Raw genomic sequence first — 18,600 nt, 5'->3', positions numbered from 1 at the left:
GATGTATAAATTTCGCCCTGATGATTTAATGTCATTCCTCGGCTATTTGGATGTAAATATCCTTACTGATGTTGAGTGTAGATTGATAGAGGGTGTGGATATAAATGACGATGCTCAGCTTGAGCTGTTGATGCGCGGATGGATGCGTGAGCGCTTCATGGAGTGCGACGAAAAGAATCGGGAGGTGATGATTGAGATTCTTCGTCAATCAAAGAATTGGGGTGAGCGGCAGCTTGTTCCGATCTTCTCCAGGATCGCATTGCCATCGGGTCAGGTGATTGAAGATGTGGCGCGGTTTATGTCGGCTTTGCGGGGAGAATTTTTAAATGAGTGATTTTTTGTTTGTTAAGGTTTGTTTGGCTTGTTAATTGGATATTGTTGTGGGTGGTTGGAAGTGTGTCGCGCAATGAGGGTGGCTGTTCCTTTTCTTGTGAACTCCCGCGAACGTTGTGTGCAGCTGTCTCATCGCTAAAAGCTAGGCAAGGTGGGGCGATTACGTATGTCGTGAAAAAATCGCCTGCTAACTCTCAATGGCGCGCATAGTTCGTCATCAACGAATGTGTCTGACGGGACGTTCTGATGCGATTTCAAGCAATCGCTACGGCAAATTGTGTTATCTCCAGAGGGCCAATGGATTACCAAAAGCTGGACATCGAAGAACTTCTCCGCCTGTCGATCGATGCGATTGCGGGTAATCGCCAAGCCGATGCGCTGGTGCTGCTCAAAACCGCGCTCGAACGCGAACCGGAGCACGTCCACGCGACCTACCTGCTGGCAGCCCAGCACGCCCAGTTGGGCCTGGTGGACCGGGCCGAAACGGGTTTCCGCAGGGTGGTCGCTGCCGCCCCTGACCTGGCCATCGCGCGCTTCCAGTACGCGCAGTTGCTGATGGGGCAGGGCAGGGCCGAAGAGGCGCGACAGATGCTGGCGCCGGTGCTGGCCCAGGTCGACGCGCTAGGGGCGTATGCCCGCGCTCTCGATGCCGCGGCCGACCAGCGCATGGACGACGCCCTGCGTGAACTGGATGAGGGCCTGGCCCAGCCGCAGGCACTGCCGGCGCTGGCCATCGACATGCGCCGTCTGCGTGACCAGCTGGCGGGTTCGGTGCCTGCGTCGTTGACTGAGGTGGCAGCGCGCATCGATACGCCTGCACCGATCTTCCTGACCGGGTATGGTCGCACCAACTAGCTGCTGGCCGCGGGTGCTGCATGCCGATTGATCGGACCTCCCTATCAACGCCGTTGATCGCCATGATGCGCGCCGAGCTCAGCCGGCGCGGCGAGCGGGCGCGTGCGGGGAACTCCGGCGCCCCTGCATCGGCGCCCCCGCCGTCGTCGCCCCGCTCGCTGCGTGCCGAAGTGGCCGGCCTGGTGCGCGGCGTGGATACCCAGGACCCGGTGGCGATGCGCGCCGCACGCCGCCGGGTGATACGTGCGGTTCTGCTCGCCGAACTGGGTACGGAGCTGCGTGAGTACAGCCAATGGCAGCCGATGCTGGACACCCTGGTGGACAGCCTTGAGGCCAACGAGGAACACCGCGAAGCGTTCCAGACGCTCATCCGTTCTGTGACCTGATCTCAGGATTTCAACAATCCCTTGACGCCCTATTGACACCCGCGATTGCACAGCTGTAGTTTCACCCAGCGCTCACGGCTCGGGGGAAACGACCGGGGTGCAGAAGGGAATGTCGAGCAAAGGGGCTGGCGTACGTTCGTGCGCTGGAGATGCAATCAGACACGTCAGGAATCGTGCCACTCATGGAAGGCGACGGTGTGCGTGTGGCGCGCCTGCGAGGGTATCTCGCAGCGGATTCAGGTAACTCGGAACTTGCGTGTGAACTGCTGGATCTGCTGCTGGCCCAAGGCGCGGTCGGCGAAGCTGATGGCGTGCTTTCAGAGCTGCCCGCCAGCACGCTCGGGCAGCCGGCGGTAGCATTCCGGCAGGCACGCTGCGCACTGGCCAGTGGCCGTTACGCACAGGCTGCGCAGCAGTTGCAGGGCCTGATCGAAGCCGGGGCGGATGCGCCGGGTATCGCCCACGATCTCGCCTTCTGCCAGCTGTGCCTGCGCCAATCAGAGCGCGCCCAGGCGACCGTGTCGCAGGCGATCACCGCCCATGGCGCGTCGGCATCGTTGCTGATTCTTGCGGCCCGGATCGCCTTGATGCAGGCCGACCATGACCGGGCATTGGCCCACGCTGACGGTGCCTTGATCCTTGATCCCGAGGACGCGCAGGCGTTGGGGGTGCGGGCACTGGCACTGTTCGATGGCAACCATCTGGAGCAGGCTGCAGTGGCTGCCGATGCAGGCCTTCGCCGCAATCCGGACCAGCATGAGTCGCTGCTGGTGGCGGCCACGCTTGCGCTGTGGCGCCGCGACGCAGCTACTGCCGAGCGGATGTATGAGCGCGCACTGCAGCGCCACCCCAACTCCGGGCGTGCCCTGTCCGGTCAAGGCCAGTGCGCGATGATGGTCAACGATCTGCCGCGTGCTCGTAGCATCCTGGAGCATGCTGTGCAGGCCATGCCGGGGCATATCGGTACGTGGCATGCATTGGCCTGGACCCAGTTGCTGCAGGGCCAGCGCGAGGCCGCGCGGGGCAGCTACCAGCAGGCCTATGCGATCGACCGCAATTTCGGCGATACCCACGGTGGGCTGGCACTGGTCGCGGTGCTTGCAGGCGAGCATGACGAGGCGGAGCAGTCGATCCAGAAGGCATTGCGGCTTGCACCTGCCTCGATCACCGCGCGCTACGCGCGCAGCCTGCTGCTGGAGGCACAGGGCGATGCCAAGGGCGCGCAGGCATTGCTGTCGGAGCTGCTCGACGGCTCAGGCGTGACAACGCTGCCCGTCGCTGAGTTCTCCCGGCGGCTGCACCGCACACTCGTTCCCCACTGACCAGGGCGAAGCATTCAGATGGATTCTGATTTCGCCATGCGCCTGCTGATCGACACCCTTATCGCCGCACTGAAAATGTCGGCGCCCGTGCTGCTGTCCACGCTGGTCATCGGTTTGTTGATCTCGATCGTGCAGGTGGTCACCCAAGTGCAGGAAATGACCCTCACCTTCGTCCCGAAGATCATCGTCGTCGGCGTTGTATGCGTGGCCATGGGCGGCTGGATGCTGTCGATCGCGGTCGAACTTGCCAAGCGCATGTTCGAAGCGGCAGCGGGAATGTAGGCCATGGATGCCCTGCACCAGTTTGCCGGCAGCTTCCTGCTGGCCATGATCCGCTACCTGCCCGCTACAGCGATGACGTCACTGACGCCACTGCGCTGGGCCCCGCCGATGGTACGAATCGTGCTGGCGATGGTGCTGGCCTGGCTGACCGTGCAGGTGCAGCCGCTGCAGGCAACGTTGCCGCAGAGTGGGGCGCTCGGCTGGGTGGCGGCGGCGGTGGGTGAGTTGATGGTTGGCCTGGCTTTTGGGCTGGCGGTCATGTTGCCGCAGGCCGCGTTGCACATGGGCGGCTGGCTGATCGACATCCAGGCAGGTGCCAGCGCAGCGGTGTTGTTCAATCCTGCCGCACAGGGTGAGACCCAATCACTGTTGGGCACATTGCTGATGCTGGTCGGCACCGTGCTGTTCTTTACCCTGGACCTGCATCTGGACCTGTACCGGATGCTGGTATCCAGTACGCAGTTGCTCCCGCTGGGGCAGGGCGGGAGCCTGCATGCAGACGGGCTGTTCGGCATGCTGGGCAGCAGCTTCCTGCTGGGCCTGGTGATGGTGGCGCCGGTGGTGCTGGCATTGCTTGCCGTGGACATCGGTGCGGCGTATGCCACGCGCTCGATGCCACAGGCAAATGTGTACTTCCTGGTGCTGCCGGTGAAGATGATCGTGGCGCTGCTGATGCTGATGGCAACGCTGCCGTTCGTGCCGGCGCTGTTCGAACGCATGTACCGCGACGCGTTCCAGCGCATCCCGTCGTTGCTGGGGGGCGCATGAGCCAGCCCGATCAGGACAAGACCGAGCAGCCCACCCCGCACCACCTTGAGCAGGCGCGACAGCGTGGCGAGGTCGCCAAGAGCGCGGATGTGTCGGGCAGCCTGGTGCTGGTGGTATTCGCCGCAGCGCTGGCCATGACCGTGGGAGGCATCGCGATGGCATTGGCCGACGCGACCCGTCGTCTGCTGGCATTGGCGGGCAACGCGCCGGAGCTCAATGCAGCGTTTGCGCATTGGACCGTGCGTGCCTATGGCCCGGTCGGGCAAGCCGTGCTGCCACTGGTGTTGGCGCTGCTGGTCACCGGCGTGCTTGGCAACCTGCTGCAGACCGGCCCGATGTTCACCACCCAACCGTTGAAGCCCGATTTCAAGCGGATGAACCCGGCCAATGCGCTGCGGCGCATCTTCTCGATGCGGACCCTGTGGGAGCTCGGCAAGATGACGGCCAAGTTCCTGCTGCTGGGGGCCGTGTGTGCGGTATTTGCCTGGAAGGCCCGGGGCCTGGCCGAGGCCGTTGTCCAGGTGTTGCCGCAGCGTGTGGGCGCGTTGTTCGGGGACATGTTCGTACAGACATCGCTGTACGTGCTGCTGGTGCTGGGCCTGGTGGCGGTTGCCGACCTGCTGTTCACCCGGCGCGAGTACATGCGCAAGATGCGCATGAGCCGGCGCGAGGTGCGAGATGAAGTGCGCCGGCGCGACGGCGATCCCGCCGTCAAGTCCAAGCGCCGCCAGCAATCGCGGGAGTTGCTGCGCAAGACCCGTGCGCTCGCGCGCGTGCACGAGGCCGACGTGGTCCTGACCAACCCGACCCATGTGGCGGTGGCGCTGCGCTATCGCCCGGGCAAGATGCTGGGGCCGGTGGTGATCGCCAAGGGGGCCGGCTCGCTGGCAGCCATCATCCGCCGTCTGGCTGGCCGCCATCAGGTCCCGGTGATGCGCTTGCCCGTGTTGGCACGCGCACTCTACAAGGAGTGCGACATCGACCACACCGTGCCCGAGGCACTGTACGGCGAGCTGGCGCCGGTGTACCGGACGCTGTGGAAGCGAAAGGGAGCGTCCGCATGAAGCTGCTGCTCAGCCAGATGTGGGGCGGCCGCCGTGACCTGGCGCTGGTGGCGCTGGTGATCGGTGTGCTGGTGGTGCTGTTCGTGCCGATTCCCCCGGTGCTGCTGGACTTCCTGTTGGTGGTGAACATCAGCATGGCCATGCTGATTCTGCTGGTGACGTTCTTCACCGATACGCCCCTGAAGTTCTCTACCTTCCCGACCATCCTCCTGTTGTCCACGTTGTTTCGGCTGTCGCTGAACGTGTCGGCCACGCGACTGATCCTGGAGGGCGGCGATGCTGGGCGTGTGATCAACGCGATCGGCGAGTTCGTGATTGGCGGCAACTACATCGTCGGCATCGTGGTGTTCCTGATCCTGGTGGTCGTGCAGTACGTGGTGGTCACTTCAGGCGCACAGCGCGTGGCGGAGGTTGCCGCACGCTTCACTCTGGATTCGATGCCCGGCAAGCAGATGAGCATTGATGCCGACATGAACATGGGGCTGATCGATGAGCACGAGGCGCGTCTGCGCCGTGCTCAGATCGAGAAGGAGGCCAACTTCTATGGTGCGATGGACGGCGCCACCAAGTTCGTCAAGGGTGACGCGATCGCGGGCATTATCATCATCCTGACCAACATCATTGGTGGTCTGGCCATTGGCATCGCCCAGCTGGGATTGCCCTGGGGCGAGGCGGTGCAGCACTTCACGCTGATGACCATCGGCGATGGCATCGTCACCCAGATCCCGTCGCTGGTCATCGCGGTGGCCACCGGCATCATCATCACCCGCGCTGCCGCCGACGCGCAGCTGGGCACGGAGATTCCCAAGCAGGTGATGGCCAACCCAAAGGCGTTGGCGATCGTGGCCATGGTGCTTCTGCTGGTGCTGTTGTTGCCGGGTTTCCCGAAACTACCGGTAATCGCGGTCCTGCTGGTACTCGGCGGCCTGGGCTGGGCGGCGATGCGTGCCCGTGCTGGTGATGTGGCCGAGCTGGCGCAGGGCATCGCCGTAGCCAAGGCAGATGCCAAGGCTGGGGAAGGTGCCAGTGACTGGATGCGCATCGAGCCGATCGAGATCCAGTTGGGCGCCGAGCTCGCCGATGCCTTCCTTGGCGCCGATGGCGACCTGGCCGATCGCATCGCGCATGTGCGCCGGCAGTTTGCGCAGGACATGGGCTTCCTGGTGCCGCGCGTACACACCAGCCGGCGATCGGAGCTGCGCGGCAACGCCTATGAGATCCACTTCCAGGGCACGCGGGCGGGGCAGGGTGAGCTGACGATCGACCGCGTGCTGGCCATCAACCCGGGCGGCAGCCGTGCGCGCCTGGAGGGAACGGAGACCCGGGATCCGGCGTATGGGCTGCCCGCGCAGTGGATCAGCAAGGAGCAGCGCCAGCACGCGCGCAGCGCCGGCTACACCCTGGTGGATGCCGATACTGTAGTGATCACCCATCTGAGTGAGCTGATCAAGCGCCATTGCGCAGATCTGCTGACCCGCGCCGAGGCCGAACGCATGGTCAACCGCTTGCGCGAGCAGCAGGGCTCGCTGGTCGAGGAACTGGTGCCCGGCGTCCTGACCTATTCGGAGATCCAGAAGGTATTGCAGCACCTGCTGCGCGAGCAGGTCAGCATCCGCCATCTGGAGGCGATCCTGGAAGTGCTGGTTGATGCCGGCCGCACCACAAAGCAACCCGATGAACTGGCCGAGCGGGTGCGTGAACGGTTGGGCGCGGCGATCTGCCAGAGCCTGCGCGATGCGCAGGGCGACCTGCATGTGATGACCCTGTCGCCGGAACTCGAGCGCACCCTGCTGGCCAACCTGCGCCCCGTTGACGGTCGCGCCGGCTCGCTGTTCGGTGACATGGCACAGCTTGATGGCTTCATGAAGAACCTGGCCAGTCAGGCCGAATCGATGATGGGCCGCAGCCTGGTGCCGGTGCTGCTGTGTCCCTCGCCGGCGCGACGCTCGCTGCGGGCGTTGCTGGTGCGTTCGATGCCGTATCTGGCAGTGCTAGGCCTGAACGAAGTGCCGGCCACGCTGCCGGTCCGCTCCTTCGCTGCGATCCAGTCCCACTGAGGCCCGCATGACCGACACACTCGAAGCGATCAGCCGCAGCCTTGCGGCTGAAGTCAGGACCCTGGCCACCATCAGCCAGAACGTGGCCAACGCGCATACCCCCGGCTACCGCGCCTTGCGCACTGCTCCGGATTTCGCCGTCCAGGCCGGGCTGCGCACCGTGGCCGACCAGCGCGATGGTGGGCTTGCGCAGACCGGCCGGGCGCTTGACCTTGCCTTGCGCGGGGAGGGCTTTTTCGTGGTGGAGCGTGAAGGGCGGGCCATGCTGGCGCGCTCGGGTGCCCTGCGCATCGGCGAGGCCGGGCAGCTGATGACGGCCAACGGCGAAGCCGTGGTCGGCAGCGCGGGACCGATCGTGATTCCGGGGGGGCAGGCCGCCAGCGTTCGCGTGGACGGTGACGGGCGCCTGTGGGTGGAAGAGCAGGAAGTGGACCAGCTGCGCCTGGTGGCGACAGCCGATCCGGCCGCGGTGTCGCCGCTGGGGGCAGGAACCTATGACTACAGCGGCGAACTGCATCCGTGGGAAGGCAAGGTGGTGCAGGGGGCCCTTGAGCGTGCCAACGTCGAGGCGGCCGACGAAATGCTGCGCTTGATGGAAACCACCCGCCACATCGATTCCGTTCGCCGCGCCATCAGCACCTACGACCAGATGCTGGATCGGGGCATCAACAACCTTGGCAACAACTGAGTACGGAGCGACCCAGATGATCGATGCCCTCTACATCGCCGCCAGCGGCTTGCGCAGCGAGCAGAAACAGATCGACGTGATTTCCAACAACGTCGCCAACATGCAGACTCCGGGCTTCAAGCGCAGCCGGGTCAACTTTGCCGACGTGGCGGGTGCCGCAATGCAACCGGCCCTCGATGCCACGGTGCCGGCAGCACCCGCGCAGGCGATGCCGGGTGGCACCCGCATCAGTGCCACCCTGGCCGAATTCGAGACCGGCGATATCCGCGCGACCGGTAATCCGCTGGATCTGGCGATCAACGGCTCCGGGCTGTTCGAGCTGGAGCTGGACGACGGCAGCGTTGCCTACACCCGCGACGGCCAGTTCAGGCTTGACGCCGAAGGCAGCCTGCGCACCCTGCAGGGCGCCCGCCTGGCAAACGCCCCGCAGATCCCGCTCGATGCGACCAAGCTGGAGGTATCCAGCGCTGGCGAGGTCTCGGTGCTGATGCCGGGCGAGACCCAGCGCACCGTGCTGGGCGAGATCGAGCTGGCAGTGTTCGGTGCCACCGATGCCCTGCAGTCGGTGGGCGACAACCGCTTTACCGCCACCGTTGCCGCCGGCTCGCCCGGCTACGCGGTACCCGGTGAGGCCGGCAGCGGCAAGCTGCAGCAGGGCTATGTGGAAATGGCCAACGTCCAGATGATCGAAGAGATGTCCAGCCTGGTGATGGCACAACGCGCCTATCAGCTCAATGCGCGTGTGCTGCAGGCTGCAGATCAGGTCCTGGAAACCATCAACAACCTGCGTCGCTGATCATGCACTCCTTGATGCTGATGGTTGCCTTGGCGACGCCGGTGCCCGCCCACTCCACGCCTGCGCCGTTGCCAGGCCAGTACCTCGCTGCCCGCGTGGTGGAGACAGTTCAGGCTCGCCTGCAGGCACAGGGCAGTACCGCGATCGTGTCGGTGCTGGGCCGAGTGGCGGATGTCGCAGGTGTCGGTGCTGATCCCGAGGTCGAGGTCGGTACGGTTGCCGGGCGCTGGCCACGTGCGCGCGCCTCGGTCCCGGTGCGCCTAACCGATTCGAGGGGCACGCGCCGCCTTGTCACGGTATGGCTTGCAGCGAGCGACCTGCGCGAAGTGCTGGCCTACAGCAACGACTATCCGGCGATGGTTCCGGGGGAGAAGCTGCAGGCAACGCCCGTCCGCATCGACATGGCCTGTTGCGAAGGGCCCGCGATTGCCACACTGGCCGACCTGCGAGGCAAGCGACTGCGGCGCGCGGTGCATGCCGGTAGTCCGGTGCTGGCCGAGGATCTTGCGGCTGCACCCGAAGTTGCGGCACAGCAGCAGGTGACCCTGGCGGTGGAGCGCGGCGCCGTCCGCATCGTAGTGGCGGGAACGGCACTGGCCAGTGGACGGCTGGGTGAGCGCATCCAGGTCCGTCCGCAGGGATCGCAGCGGGCAGTGCAGGCACGGGTCAGCGCTCCGGCAGAGGTGGTGGTCGATGAATAAACAGGCTGCTGCCACCCTGCTGGGCGCTTTGCTGGCTACCCAGGCCGCTCAGGCACAGAGCCTGGTTGAACCCGAACGGTACCGCGCGCTGGCGGCGGACCATCGGGCCTATCGCCTGGGTGACGTCATTACTGTGTACGTCGCGGAAGCAACCCGGGCCAAATCGCAAGCCGCCACCGACGCGTCGAGCAGGCTCGATCTTGGTGCCGGGCTGCGCTCCCCCAGTACCGATTTCAACGCCGATGTTGGCCTGAGCGGCAGTAACTCAGGTGGCGCACAGACCACACGCGTTGGCGAGCTAAGGACGCAGGTTTCGGTGCAGGTCGTGGCGTTGGAGCCCGATGGCAGCCTGCGTATCGAGGGTGCTCAGACGCTCACCGTCAATGGCGAGAACCAGCGCATCCGCTTGAAAGGCCTCGTGCGCCCGCAGGACGTGTCTGCACAGAACACGGTGTGGTCCAACCGTATCGCGAACGCCGAACTGGAGCTGGATGGCGTGGGCATCGTCAGTGAGTCCCAGCGCCAGAGTGTGATCTACCGATTCTTCAAGTGGCTGAGGTTGATGTGAGGATCTCGATCGCGGTTCTACTCCTGGCCACACTTTTCCACGCCGGCGCGGCCCACGCCGGCGCAGTTAAGGTGAAGGACATCGCGCGAGTCGCGGGTGTCCGCGAGAACCAGCTGACAGGCTACGGTCTGGTGTTCGGGCTCTCCGGTTCCGGTGACTCCCAGCGCAACCGCGCCACCGTTCAGTCGGTGGCCAACACGCTGCGCAACTTCGGCGTCAACGTGGTCGAGGACGATATTGCCAGCCGCAATGTGGCGGCGGTGATCGTCACCGCCAAGTTGCCTGCGTTTGCCGAGCCGGGACAGATGGTGGATGTGCAGGTCGCCTCGTCGGGTGATGCCCGTAGCCTGACCGGTGGCACGTTGATGCTGACGCCGTTGATGGCTGCTGACGGTCGACTGTATGCAATGGCGCAGGGCGCCATCTCTGTGGGTGGTTACCAGTTTCAGGGGGTCACCGCATCGCTGCAGAAGAACCACCCCACGGTGGGCTGGATTCCGTCCGGAGCCAGCATCGAACGGGCATCACCATTGCCTGTTGCCGGAGACGGGCATGAGCTGAGCATCCTGCTCAACGAGCCCGACTTCACCAATGCCAGCCGCATCGCCAGCGTGATCCGCAGTGCAGAGCCGACATCGACGGTGCGTGCGACGCACGCAGGCAAGGTCACGGTGTCTTTCGCCGCGCCACCCGCAGACCTGGTGGAGCGCATCGCGCGCTTGGAGAATCTGTCGGTGGTTCAGGACAGGCCGGCGCGGGTAGTGGTCAATGAGCGTACCGGTACGGTCGTCGCCGGCGGCGATGTGCGGCTGGGCCAGGTGGGCATTTCCCATGCGGGCCTGCGCGTGGAGATCCGCACCGAGTACCAGGTATCACAGCCTGATGGGATCTATTACCGCCCTGGGCACAGCATTGCCACGGCGGTGGTGCCCAGCACCACGATCAAGGCCGAAGATCCAGAGGCGCCGCTCGTACGCATTCCTGAAGGCGCCACCGTCGCTGACCTGATCTCGGCGCTGCGCGCAGTGCATCTGAGCACGCGCGACGTCATTGCCGTACTTCAATCGATCAAGGCTGCCGGTTCGCTCGACGGCGAACTCGTCATCCAATGAATGCACACAGGAGCGCTGATGATGTCCAGCAGTGAGACCACCATCGACGCGATCCGGCTGGCGCTGGGCATGTACCAGAGCCGCGCCGAGATCGCCAATTCCAACATCGCCAATGCTTCGATGCCTGGTGCATTGGCGCTGCGTGCGGACTTCTCGCAGTATCAGGTGATGCTCGATGCGGCCGTGGAGGGCCGCAGTGATGGGCTGCGGCAGGCAATCGCCCACGTGCGTGAGCCGGATATCCGTCCGTTGGAAACGCCGCTGAACCTGGATGCGCAGGTCAGTGAACTGGTGGGGGTAGGCGTCGGCTTCCAGTCACTGACCGAAGCGCTGAACCGGCAGTTCGGCTTGATGCGTCTGGCCGTAGTCGGGAGGAACTGAGCATGCCGATCGATTCAGTACTGGATGTGGCGCGTGACGGCCTGAACTACGAGCGCCTGCGCCTGGATGCGGCCAGTCGCAATATCGCGGCCGCCAACCTCGCCGTGCCTGCCGGTCAGGAGGTGACGCTGTGGCAGGTCGGCAATGGCAGCTCGTTCGGCCACTGGTTGGGGCAGGGTGGCACGCTGCAGCAGACCCCGGCGGCTACCCGTGTGGTCCATGACCCGGGCAATCCGTTGGCCGACAGCAATGGCCAGGTACGTTTTCCCCAAGTCGACCTGGTGCAGGAAATGACCACCCTGATGACGGCCAGCCGTGGCTATGAGGCCAACGTACGTTCGTTCAACCTGCTGCGCAGCATGATGCTGCGTTCGCTTGAAATCGGGGCCAAGTGATGAGCATCGAGGCAATCAGCCCAATCGGGCTGGAACAGGGACAGAGTCTGGCCATATCGGCGCCGGCCACCCCTGCGGCGGACTTCTCCGGATGGCTTGCCAGTGGAGTTGGGCATGTCGAGCACAGCCTGGATGTAGCCGAGACCGGGGTCCGCGCACTCGCCGCCGGACGTGACGTGCCGGTGCACGAAGTGATGATCGCACTGGAACAGGCACGCCTGGATCTCAGCCTGGCTACCGAAGTGCGCAACCGCCTGGTAGAGGCCTATCAGGAACTGGCGCGGATCCAGCTGTAAGCCACTGCTCCCTCTCATCTATCAAGCCGAGTCCATGGATCCCAGGAATTTCTATCTTTCGTTGCAGCGCCCGGCGCGGATTGGCCTGATCATCGGCATCGTCGCGCTGCTGGCGCTGACCATTGCGACCCTGTGGTGGGTGATGACGCCCCGGCAGCAGCTGCTGTTCGGCAACATGAATGAACGCGATGCTGCCGAGGTGGTCGCGTCGCTCAACGAATGGAAGGTGCCACACACCATCACCGACGGCGGCGCCGGCATCACCGTAGCGGCCGATCAGGTGTATGACACCCGCATGCGGTTGGTTTCGGCCGGGGTGCCGCGTGGGGGACATGTCGGCTTCGAGCTGTTCGACGATTCGGACTTCGGTGTCACCGAGTTCGCGCAGCGGGTCAATTACCAACGCGCCCTGCAGGGCGAGATCGAACGTACCATCGCTGCGCTTCCCGGTGTCACCGGTGCGCGGGTGCACCTCACCATCCGCCGTCCTGGCCTGTTCGCCGATCAGCATGATGACTCGAAGGCATCTGTCGCACTGGCGCTGGAGCCGGGCCAGCGCCTGACCCGCAAGCAGATCAATGGCGTACGCAGCCTGGTGGCCGCATCTGTGGAGGGTCTGGCACCGACCCAGGTCTCGGTGCTGGATTCCGATGGTGGTCTGCTTGCAGCCGCGAGCACAGATGGTACCAACGATGCCGATCTGCAGGGACATGCCGAAGAAGACCAGCGGCTGGAGAACCGCCTGCAGGCGCGAATCGTGGATCTGCTTGGGCAGGTCCTGCATGACGGAGAATTCCGTGTGTCGGTGGAGGCCACCCTCAACTTCGACGCGGTTCGTGAAGTGAGCGAACGGCTGCTGGCGCAGGGGGGCGATGGCAACGGCCTGCTCGCCAACAAGCGAGTCAGTCACTCGGGAGGCAGCGAGGGTGGGCAGAACCAGAACGAGGAGGAGTCCACCTTCGTACACGGCACCGCCCGCCAGGAGATCGCCCGCGCCCCGGGCCGGATCGAGACGCTGTCCGTGGCGGTCATCCTGCCACCGAACCTGGACGACAGCGAGGTCGAGCGGATCCGCTCGCTGGTCGCAGCCGCGGCCGGCATCAACGAGGTGCGAGGAGACCGCCTGGCGGTGTCGCGGCTTGGCCGCGGCCAGCGCTGGGATGCCTCACCCGGCGCGGCCCGTACCGTCACTGCGCTGGGTGCAACGCAGGCCACTCCACCCTCCCAGCCGACATCACCGGTGAAGCAGACGGCGGCATCGGCCCCCTGGATCCGTTGGGCCCTGATCGCCGTTGCCGGTGCCTTGCTGGGCGGGATTGCGATCCTGGCTACGCAACGACGTCCGAAGCGATTGAGCCGCTCCGAGCGGGACGCCGTTCTGGCCAAGATGCGTGGCTGGTTGGCCGAGGGTGGGGCGCCATGAACAGTTCGCGCGGCGAACGCAAGTGCGCCCTGACGCTGGCCACGCTGGCGGCGTCCGACCGGCGCCAGCTGCTTGCCCAGCTGCCACCGGCCGCGGCATCCCGGATCAAGCGACTGGTGGATGAGCTGCAGGCTTTGCGCCTGCCCATCGCCGAGCTTGCCCAGGCGCTGCTGGCCGACGAGTTGGTTGGACTCACCAGCGAAACGTCGCTGGATGTAGAGCAGTTGATGGGATTGGCGGCGCACCTGCCGGATGCCTGGTACGCACGCGTACTGGCGGCCTGGGGGGAGCTGGATCGATCGTTCTGCGTGTCGCTGCTGGAGCCGTCACGCGGTGCGGTGGTGGCGCGCGAATTAGCCAGGGTGCCCGCACTGCCGCCGCGCCTGGCCCATGCACTCAAGGCAGAGGCGATGCAGTTGGCGGCGGTGGAGCGCGCCGCATGATCCAGCGACTGGCTGCTGATGAACCGAGGGTGGTAAGGCTGGGGACGTTGTTCGCGTCCGCCGAAGTGACGGCGCCGCCTGTGATCGGTATCGATCCGGAGCAGGAGCGCCTGCAGCGGTTGCAGGAAGCACGTGAAGCTGGCCATGCCGAAGGCATGCGCCAGGCCGATGCGCAGATCCGTGATGCGGTGGCTGCTGCGGAACTGGCTTGCCATCAGCGTCATGCCCAGGCCCTGGCGGAACTGCAGGATGAGCGCGCACGTCTGGCGCAGTGGTCGGTGCAGCTGCCCACGCAGCTCGCTGAACTGGAACGCGCCACGCTGGCAACGGCGGCACAACTGGCTTATGCCGCCATGCTTCGCGTGCTGGATACGCTGCCTGCCGAAGAGCGTATCGCGCAGGCCTGCCGGCAGGCGCTGGCCGAGCAGAAGCAGCGCCCGTTGCGGTTGCGGCTGCCTCCGCTGGACGTGCCGTACGCGCAGGCGTTGGCCAGCGCGGAGATCCTCATCGAAGCGGACGCGCGCCTGCAGCCGGGCCAGTGCCGGATCGAGAGTCCGCTGGGGATCGACGATGTGGGGCTGGATGTGCGTCTGGATGCATTGCGTACGGCCTTCCTGCAGGGGCTGGCCAGCGCAGGGGCTGCGCAATGACGGCTGCCTGCGATACCCTGCTTGAAGCCATTGCCGCGGCGCCGATGGTGCGTCGCCTCGGCCAGGTGGCGTCCTATAACGGCTTGGTGATCGAGGCGCTTGGCCCCGAGGTCGGTGTAGGCGAGTTGTGCCATATCGACCGCGACGGGCGTGCACCGATCCTGGCCGAGGTGGTCGGGTTTCGCCAGGGGCGCACCCAGCTGATGCCGTTCGGCGAGATCGACGGCCTGGCTCCGGGGCAGGAGATCCGTGCCTGCGAGCGTGCCCTGGAAGTGCCGGTCGGCGACGCCCTGCTTGGCCGCGTGGTGAATGCACTCTGCGAGCCGATCGACGGCCGTCCGCTGCAGTGCGCGCAACGCTACGCGTTGCGCCGGACGCCGATCAATCCCCTGCATCGTGCGCCGATCGACACGCCGTTGGCCACGGGCATCCGCGCGGTCGACACCCTGTTGACCCTGGGTGAAGGCCAGCGGATCGGCGTCTTCGCCGGCAGCGGTGTTGGCAAAAGTACGTTGCTGGGGGCACTTGCACGGGAGGTACAGGCCGACGTGACCGTGCTTGCCTTGATCGGCGAGCGTGGGCGCGAGGTGGGCGACTTCCTGCGCCACTCCCTGGGCGATACCGGACTGCGCCGGTCGGTGGTGATGGTGGCGACCGCCGATGAGACGGCCGTGACCCGCGTGCATGCGGCCCACGCCGCCCACGCAGTGGCCGAGTACTTCCGAGACAGCGGCCGTTCGGTGCTGCTGGTGGTCGATTCGATGACCCGCTTTGCGATGGCGCAGCGCGAAATCGGCCTGGCGGTCGGCGAGCCACCCACCTTCCGTGGCTACACGCCATCGGTGTTCGCGCAGCTGCCACGGATGCTCGAGCGCTGCGGAAAGCTGCAGGCGGGTGGCTCGATCACAGGCATCTACAGCGTGCTGGTGGAAGGCGATGACATGAATGAGCCGGTGACCGATCATATGCGCGCCATCCTCGACGGCCACGTCGTGCTGTCCCGCGAGCTGGCCGCGCGCGGACACCATCCGGCCATCGATGTCCTGCACAGTGCCAGCCGGGTGATGGATGCGGTGGCCAGCAGCGATGAGCTGGCACTGGCACGTGAAGCGCGACGCCATCTGGCGCTGTATGAAGCGTCGCGCGACCTGATCGAGCTGGGGGCACACCAGAAGGGCGCCAACCCGACACTGGACCGGATCATCGAGCAGCGGCCGCATCTTGAAGCCGTGCTGCAACAGCCGCCCAGCGAGGCGACCCCGCGCGAAGCGGCTTACCGCCGCCTGGCAGCCGCATTGCAGGGGGCGGCATGAGCGTCCCGCGCAGCAAGGGCTTGCATGCGCTGCAGCGCTGGCGCAGTTTCGGTGAAGACCGCGCTGCGGCGGCCCGCCAGATGGCGCTGCGCGCGGTTGCGGAGGCGACTGCTGCGGTCGCGGCCGTGCAGGACCGTGCGCAGGCGGCCAGCGAGCAGCGTCTGAGGCTGCTGCAGAGTCCTCTGCTGGATCTGGCGCGCTTGACCGCGAGTGCGGGCATGGAGGAAGCCGCATGGCGGGATGTGCAGGTGTGCCAACAGCGCTTGCAGCACGCCGAGGACGATGCCCTGGTCGCGCGCGAGCAGCACGAAACGGCGCACCGCATGGCCCGCGCGGTGGCGCACCGCGCAACGCGTGTGGTTGCGATCGAACGCGACACGGCCGAGAAGCATGTCTTTGATTCGCTGGTGGAGTTGCGTGGCCGCCTGCGCGGAGGCCCGCATGATTGACCGCATGCCAGCGGGCATGGGGGCACGCGAGCCCGATGCGGTGCCGCGCCCCGTCCGCCCCCCCGTGGCCGGCCCTGCGCGTGATTTCCGCGAGTCCGTGGGCGGCAGTCCATCGCGTCCACATCCTGAAACCACCGGGGACGCTGGGCCCATTGCGCGCGACATCGCGGCTTCCGATGAGCATGGCGCTGGTCAGGCCATGCTGTTGGCATGGCAGCTGCTGCCCAACAACGCCTTGTCGCAGATGCTCGCCGGCACACGAGCGGCTGCTGAAGCGATGCAGCCTTCGCGCACGCCTCTCGCGGCATACCCCGGTTCCTCTGTAGGCAGCCCGAGCATGGCCGCTGCCAGCGCCGCGCCGGCGGTGGCCGCCATGTCCGGAATGAGCGCGGCCGCTGCCGTCGCCCTCGCCGCTCCGAACGCGCGAGTCACCGCAGCCTCTACCGCTGCCGATGCAGTGGGCGCCAGCGCTGCACTGTCTGAACTGGGCGAGCGATGGCAGGCGCGCCTGCTGCGCTGGGGCAGGACCGCAGGCGAGGGGCTGAGCATTCGCATCCGCGATTACCGCCTGGATGCGCAGGATGCACAGACGCTTGCAGAGCGGTTGCTGGCGTTCGCCGGACAACACGGTCTGCAGCTGCAGCGGATCGTCATCAATGCGCGCGAGCTTTGGCGTGCAACCCACACCTATCCTCAACCGACCGGAGATATGCATGGCCGTTGATGCAATCGGAAGCTCACTGGGCACCCAGCAGAACTCCGCACTGGCACAGAGCAGTACGATCGACCAGGAAGATTTCATCCGCCTGTTCCTTGCTCAGCTGCAGTTCCAGGACCCGCTGGAGCCGGTCGACAACCGCGAGTTCCTGGCCCAGCTGGCGCAGTTCTCCGCACTGGAACAATCCCGTCAACTCAGCGAGAACACCGCGTCGATGCTGGCGATGAGTGCCTCCGACCAGGCCGTGGGCCTGCTCAATCGCCAGGTGGACCTGACCAATCTTGGCGTGACCCGCTCGGGCACGGTGGTGGCGGTGCAGTTTGGTAGCGCCGGTCCGGAGCTGAGCGTGCGCGACGCCACCGGATCAGTCAGCACAGGCATCCGCCTGTCGCAGATCTCCCTCGTCAAACCCTGACCCAGGCGGACCTCCATGTTCCAAGCCCTGTTCAACAGTCTTTCCGGCATGTTCAGCTTCTCGCGAAGCCTGGATACGGTGTCCAACAACGTATCCAACATGAATACACCTGGGTTTCGTGGCAGTGATGCGTTCTTCACCAACGTGGAAGGTGGCTATGGATCGCGCATCACCGGTGACGACATGCGAACCAACCCCGGCGACATCCGCCAGACGGAGAACGCCACCGACCTGGCGGTGAACGGCAACGGCTACTTCGTGCTGCGCGACCCCGCTGGCGACCTGCATTACACCCGCGCCGGCCAGTTCCGCTTCGACGAGCACAGCCTTCTGGTGGACAGCGTCAATGGCTACCAGGTGATGGGCCTGGATGGCAGCGGCAACATGGTCGCGATCGACCTGGACAGCTATCGCAACATTCCAGCTGTGGGGACCAGCCAGGTGCGCGTCACCGGCAACATCGCGCCGTCCTCGACCACCACCAACATCAATGCGGTGACTGTGTTCGACGCCTCCGGTGCGTCACGCGTGCTTTCGGTCAAGTTCACCAACAACACCGCCAACACGCCGGGCAGCTTCCTGGTGACCGTGACCGATTCCTCGGGAAAGGCCGTGGGCAGCGGCGAAGTGCGCTTCCGTACCGACGGCACGCCATTGACCGGGTACGCAGGGATGGACGTGGTACTGCAGGGGCCGGGCGGCGCGCAGGCGATCCGGCTGGATTTCGGTACCCCCGGAACGTTGACCGGCATGACCTCGCTGAGCGGAACCACCAGCAGCCTGTCGGCCAAGGTGACCGATGGCCACGGCATTCTGGCCGTCAACGGCATCACCTTCGATGACAAGGGCGTGATGCAGTTGACCTACTCCGAAACGGAAAAGCGCAGTGGTCCGCAGGTCGCACTGGCCTTGTTCCCGAATGAAAGCGCATTGCACCTGGAGGGCGGGCGCCTGATCGCAGGCGCCAGCGTGCAGGAACGCGATATCGGGCGCCCGGGCGACACTGGCTTTGGTCGCATCCGCGGCTTCAGCCTGGAGATGTCCAATGTGGACCTGACCCGGGAGTTCGCCGACATGATCGTGATCCAACGCGGCTACCAGGCCAGCTCGCGGGTGATGACGGTCAGCAACGAAATGATTGAGCAGCTGTACAACAGCACGCGGGGCGGGTGATGACGGTCCTTC

General features: G+C 65.5%; 24 protein-coding genes. All 24 read left to right on the top strand.

Features of this window, described 5'->3' with window-relative positions:
- Position 1: 1 nt before the first annotated feature.
- A complete protein-coding gene (locus HLA98_RS02920) occupies positions 2–334 on the top strand; it encodes a hypothetical protein (protein WP_129550562.1) in 333 nt (110 codons plus the stop codon).
- Positions 335–630: 296 nt separating this feature from the next.
- Positions 631–1,188 (top strand): tetratricopeptide repeat protein, encoded by a 558-nt coding sequence (locus HLA98_RS02915; protein ID WP_057499775.1) that lies wholly within the window; start codon positions 631–633, stop codon positions 1,186–1,188.
- A gap of 65 nt (positions 1,189–1,253) precedes the next feature.
- Positions 1,254–1,574 (top strand): hypothetical protein, encoded by a 321-nt coding sequence (locus HLA98_RS02910; RefSeq protein ID WP_129550561.1) that lies wholly within the window; start codon positions 1,254–1,256, stop codon positions 1,572–1,574.
- 182 nt (positions 1,575–1,756) lie between these two features.
- Entirely contained in the window at positions 1,757–2,896 is a 1,140-nt protein-coding gene (locus tag HLA98_RS02905; RefSeq protein WP_057499773.1) for a tetratricopeptide repeat protein, read from the top strand.
- A 36-nt stretch (positions 2,897–2,932) separates the two neighbouring features.
- Positions 2,933–3,178, top strand: coding sequence for a flagellar biosynthetic protein FliQ (locus HLA98_RS02900; RefSeq protein WP_223224811.1), 246 nt, complete (start codon positions 2,933–2,935; stop codon positions 3,176–3,178).
- 3 nt (positions 3,179–3,181) lie between these two features.
- Positions 3,182–3,946, top strand: coding sequence for a flagellar biosynthetic protein FliR (locus tag HLA98_RS02895; RefSeq protein ID WP_057499771.1), 765 nt, complete (start codon positions 3,182–3,184; stop codon positions 3,944–3,946).
- Positions 3,943–5,010 carry an EscU/YscU/HrcU family type III secretion system export apparatus switch protein gene (locus HLA98_RS02890; RefSeq protein WP_057499770.1) on the top strand — a complete coding sequence of 356 codons (1,068 nt, stop codon included), beginning with the start codon at positions 3,943–3,945 and terminating at the stop codon, positions 5,008–5,010. The genes HLA98_RS02895 and HLA98_RS02890 overlap by 4 nt, the downstream gene beginning before the upstream one ends.
- A complete protein-coding gene (flhA, locus tag HLA98_RS02885) occupies positions 5,007–7,067 on the top strand; it encodes a flagellar biosynthesis protein FlhA (RefSeq protein ID WP_057499769.1) in 2,061 nt (686 codons plus the stop codon). Before HLA98_RS02890 ends, flhA begins: the two co-directional genes overlap by 4 nt.
- 7 nt (positions 7,068–7,074) lie before the next feature.
- Positions 7,075–7,755: a flagellar hook-basal body protein gene (locus HLA98_RS21335; protein ID WP_057499768.1), complete on the top strand. Its 681-nt coding sequence runs from the start codon at positions 7,075–7,077 to the stop codon at positions 7,753–7,755.
- A gap of 16 nt (positions 7,756–7,771) precedes the next feature.
- Positions 7,772–8,551 carry a flagellar hook-basal body protein gene (locus HLA98_RS02875; RefSeq protein WP_057499767.1) on the top strand — a complete coding sequence of 260 codons (780 nt, stop codon included), beginning with the start codon at positions 7,772–7,774 and terminating at the stop codon, positions 8,549–8,551.
- Positions 8,552–8,565: 14 nt separating this feature from the next.
- On the top strand, positions 8,566–9,252 hold the full coding sequence (gene flgA / locus HLA98_RS02870; RefSeq protein ID WP_160320744.1) for a flagellar basal body P-ring formation chaperone FlgA: 687 nt from the start codon (positions 8,566–8,568) through the stop codon (positions 9,250–9,252).
- The gene (locus HLA98_RS02865; RefSeq protein ID WP_229301965.1) at positions 9,245–9,820 is read left to right on the top strand and encodes a flagellar basal body L-ring protein FlgH; all 576 of its coding nucleotides are present in this window, start codon (positions 9,245–9,247) and stop codon (positions 9,818–9,820) included. The genes flgA and HLA98_RS02865 overlap by 8 nt, the downstream gene beginning before the upstream one ends.
- Positions 9,802–10,932: a flagellar basal body P-ring protein FlgI gene (locus HLA98_RS02860; RefSeq protein WP_232015467.1), complete on the top strand. Its 1,131-nt coding sequence runs from the start codon at positions 9,802–9,804 to the stop codon at positions 10,930–10,932. The genes HLA98_RS02865 and HLA98_RS02860 overlap by 19 nt, the downstream gene beginning before the upstream one ends.
- A gap of 21 nt (positions 10,933–10,953) precedes the next feature.
- Positions 10,954–11,313 carry a hypothetical protein gene (locus HLA98_RS02855; RefSeq protein ID WP_129550560.1) on the top strand — a complete coding sequence of 120 codons (360 nt, stop codon included), beginning with the start codon at positions 10,954–10,956 and terminating at the stop codon, positions 11,311–11,313.
- Between the two features lie 2 nt (positions 11,314–11,315).
- On the top strand, positions 11,316–11,708 hold the full coding sequence (locus HLA98_RS02850; RefSeq protein ID WP_057499764.1) for a flagellar basal body rod protein FlgC: 393 nt from the start codon (positions 11,316–11,318) through the stop codon (positions 11,706–11,708).
- Positions 11,708–12,004, top strand: coding sequence for a flagellar hook-basal body complex protein FliE (gene fliE / locus HLA98_RS02845; protein ID WP_057499763.1), 297 nt, complete (start codon positions 11,708–11,710; stop codon positions 12,002–12,004). Before HLA98_RS02850 ends, fliE begins: the two co-directional genes overlap by 1 nt.
- 34 nt (positions 12,005–12,038) lie before the next feature.
- Complete coding sequence (fliF, locus tag HLA98_RS02840; protein WP_080392835.1) at positions 12,039–13,427, top strand: flagellar basal-body MS-ring/collar protein FliF; 1,389 nt, start codon at positions 12,039–12,041, stop codon at positions 13,425–13,427.
- Complete coding sequence (locus HLA98_RS02835) at positions 13,424–13,870, top strand: hypothetical protein (RefSeq protein ID WP_057499761.1); 447 nt, start codon at positions 13,424–13,426, stop codon at positions 13,868–13,870. The genes fliF and HLA98_RS02835 overlap by 4 nt, the downstream gene beginning before the upstream one ends.
- On the top strand, positions 13,867–14,520 hold the full coding sequence (locus HLA98_RS02830) for a FliH/SctL family protein (RefSeq protein WP_080392834.1): 654 nt from the start codon (positions 13,867–13,869) through the stop codon (positions 14,518–14,520). Before HLA98_RS02835 ends, HLA98_RS02830 begins: the two co-directional genes overlap by 4 nt.
- Positions 14,517–15,833, top strand: coding sequence for a FliI/YscN family ATPase (locus HLA98_RS02825; RefSeq protein ID WP_057499759.1), 1,317 nt, complete (start codon positions 14,517–14,519; stop codon positions 15,831–15,833). Before HLA98_RS02830 ends, HLA98_RS02825 begins: the two co-directional genes overlap by 4 nt.
- Positions 15,830–16,282, top strand: a complete 453-nt coding sequence (locus HLA98_RS02820; protein WP_057499758.1) for a hypothetical protein — start codon at positions 15,830–15,832, stop codon at positions 16,280–16,282. Before HLA98_RS02825 ends, HLA98_RS02820 begins: the two co-directional genes overlap by 4 nt.
- Entirely contained in the window at positions 16,251–17,006 is a 756-nt protein-coding gene (locus HLA98_RS02815; protein ID WP_160320743.1) for a hypothetical protein, read from the top strand. Before HLA98_RS02820 ends, HLA98_RS02815 begins: the two co-directional genes overlap by 32 nt.
- The gene (locus tag HLA98_RS02810) at positions 16,996–17,415 is read left to right on the top strand and encodes a flagellar hook assembly protein FlgD (protein ID WP_057499756.1); all 420 of its coding nucleotides are present in this window, start codon (positions 16,996–16,998) and stop codon (positions 17,413–17,415) included. The genes HLA98_RS02815 and HLA98_RS02810 overlap by 11 nt, the downstream gene beginning before the upstream one ends.
- A 15-nt stretch (positions 17,416–17,430) precedes the next feature.
- Positions 17,431–18,588 carry a flagellar basal-body rod protein FlgF gene (gene flgF / locus HLA98_RS02805; protein WP_057499755.1) on the top strand — a complete coding sequence of 386 codons (1,158 nt, stop codon included), beginning with the start codon at positions 17,431–17,433 and terminating at the stop codon, positions 18,586–18,588.
- Positions 18,589–18,600 lie beyond the last annotated feature (12 nt).

This window comes from Stenotrophomonas africana (assembly GCF_013004645.1).
Classification (GTDB): Bacteria; Pseudomonadota; Gammaproteobacteria; order Xanthomonadales; family Xanthomonadaceae; genus Stenotrophomonas; species Stenotrophomonas africana.
The sequence above is the reverse complement of the archived record's forward strand: the minus strand, read 5'-3'. Positions and strand labels throughout refer to the sequence as shown.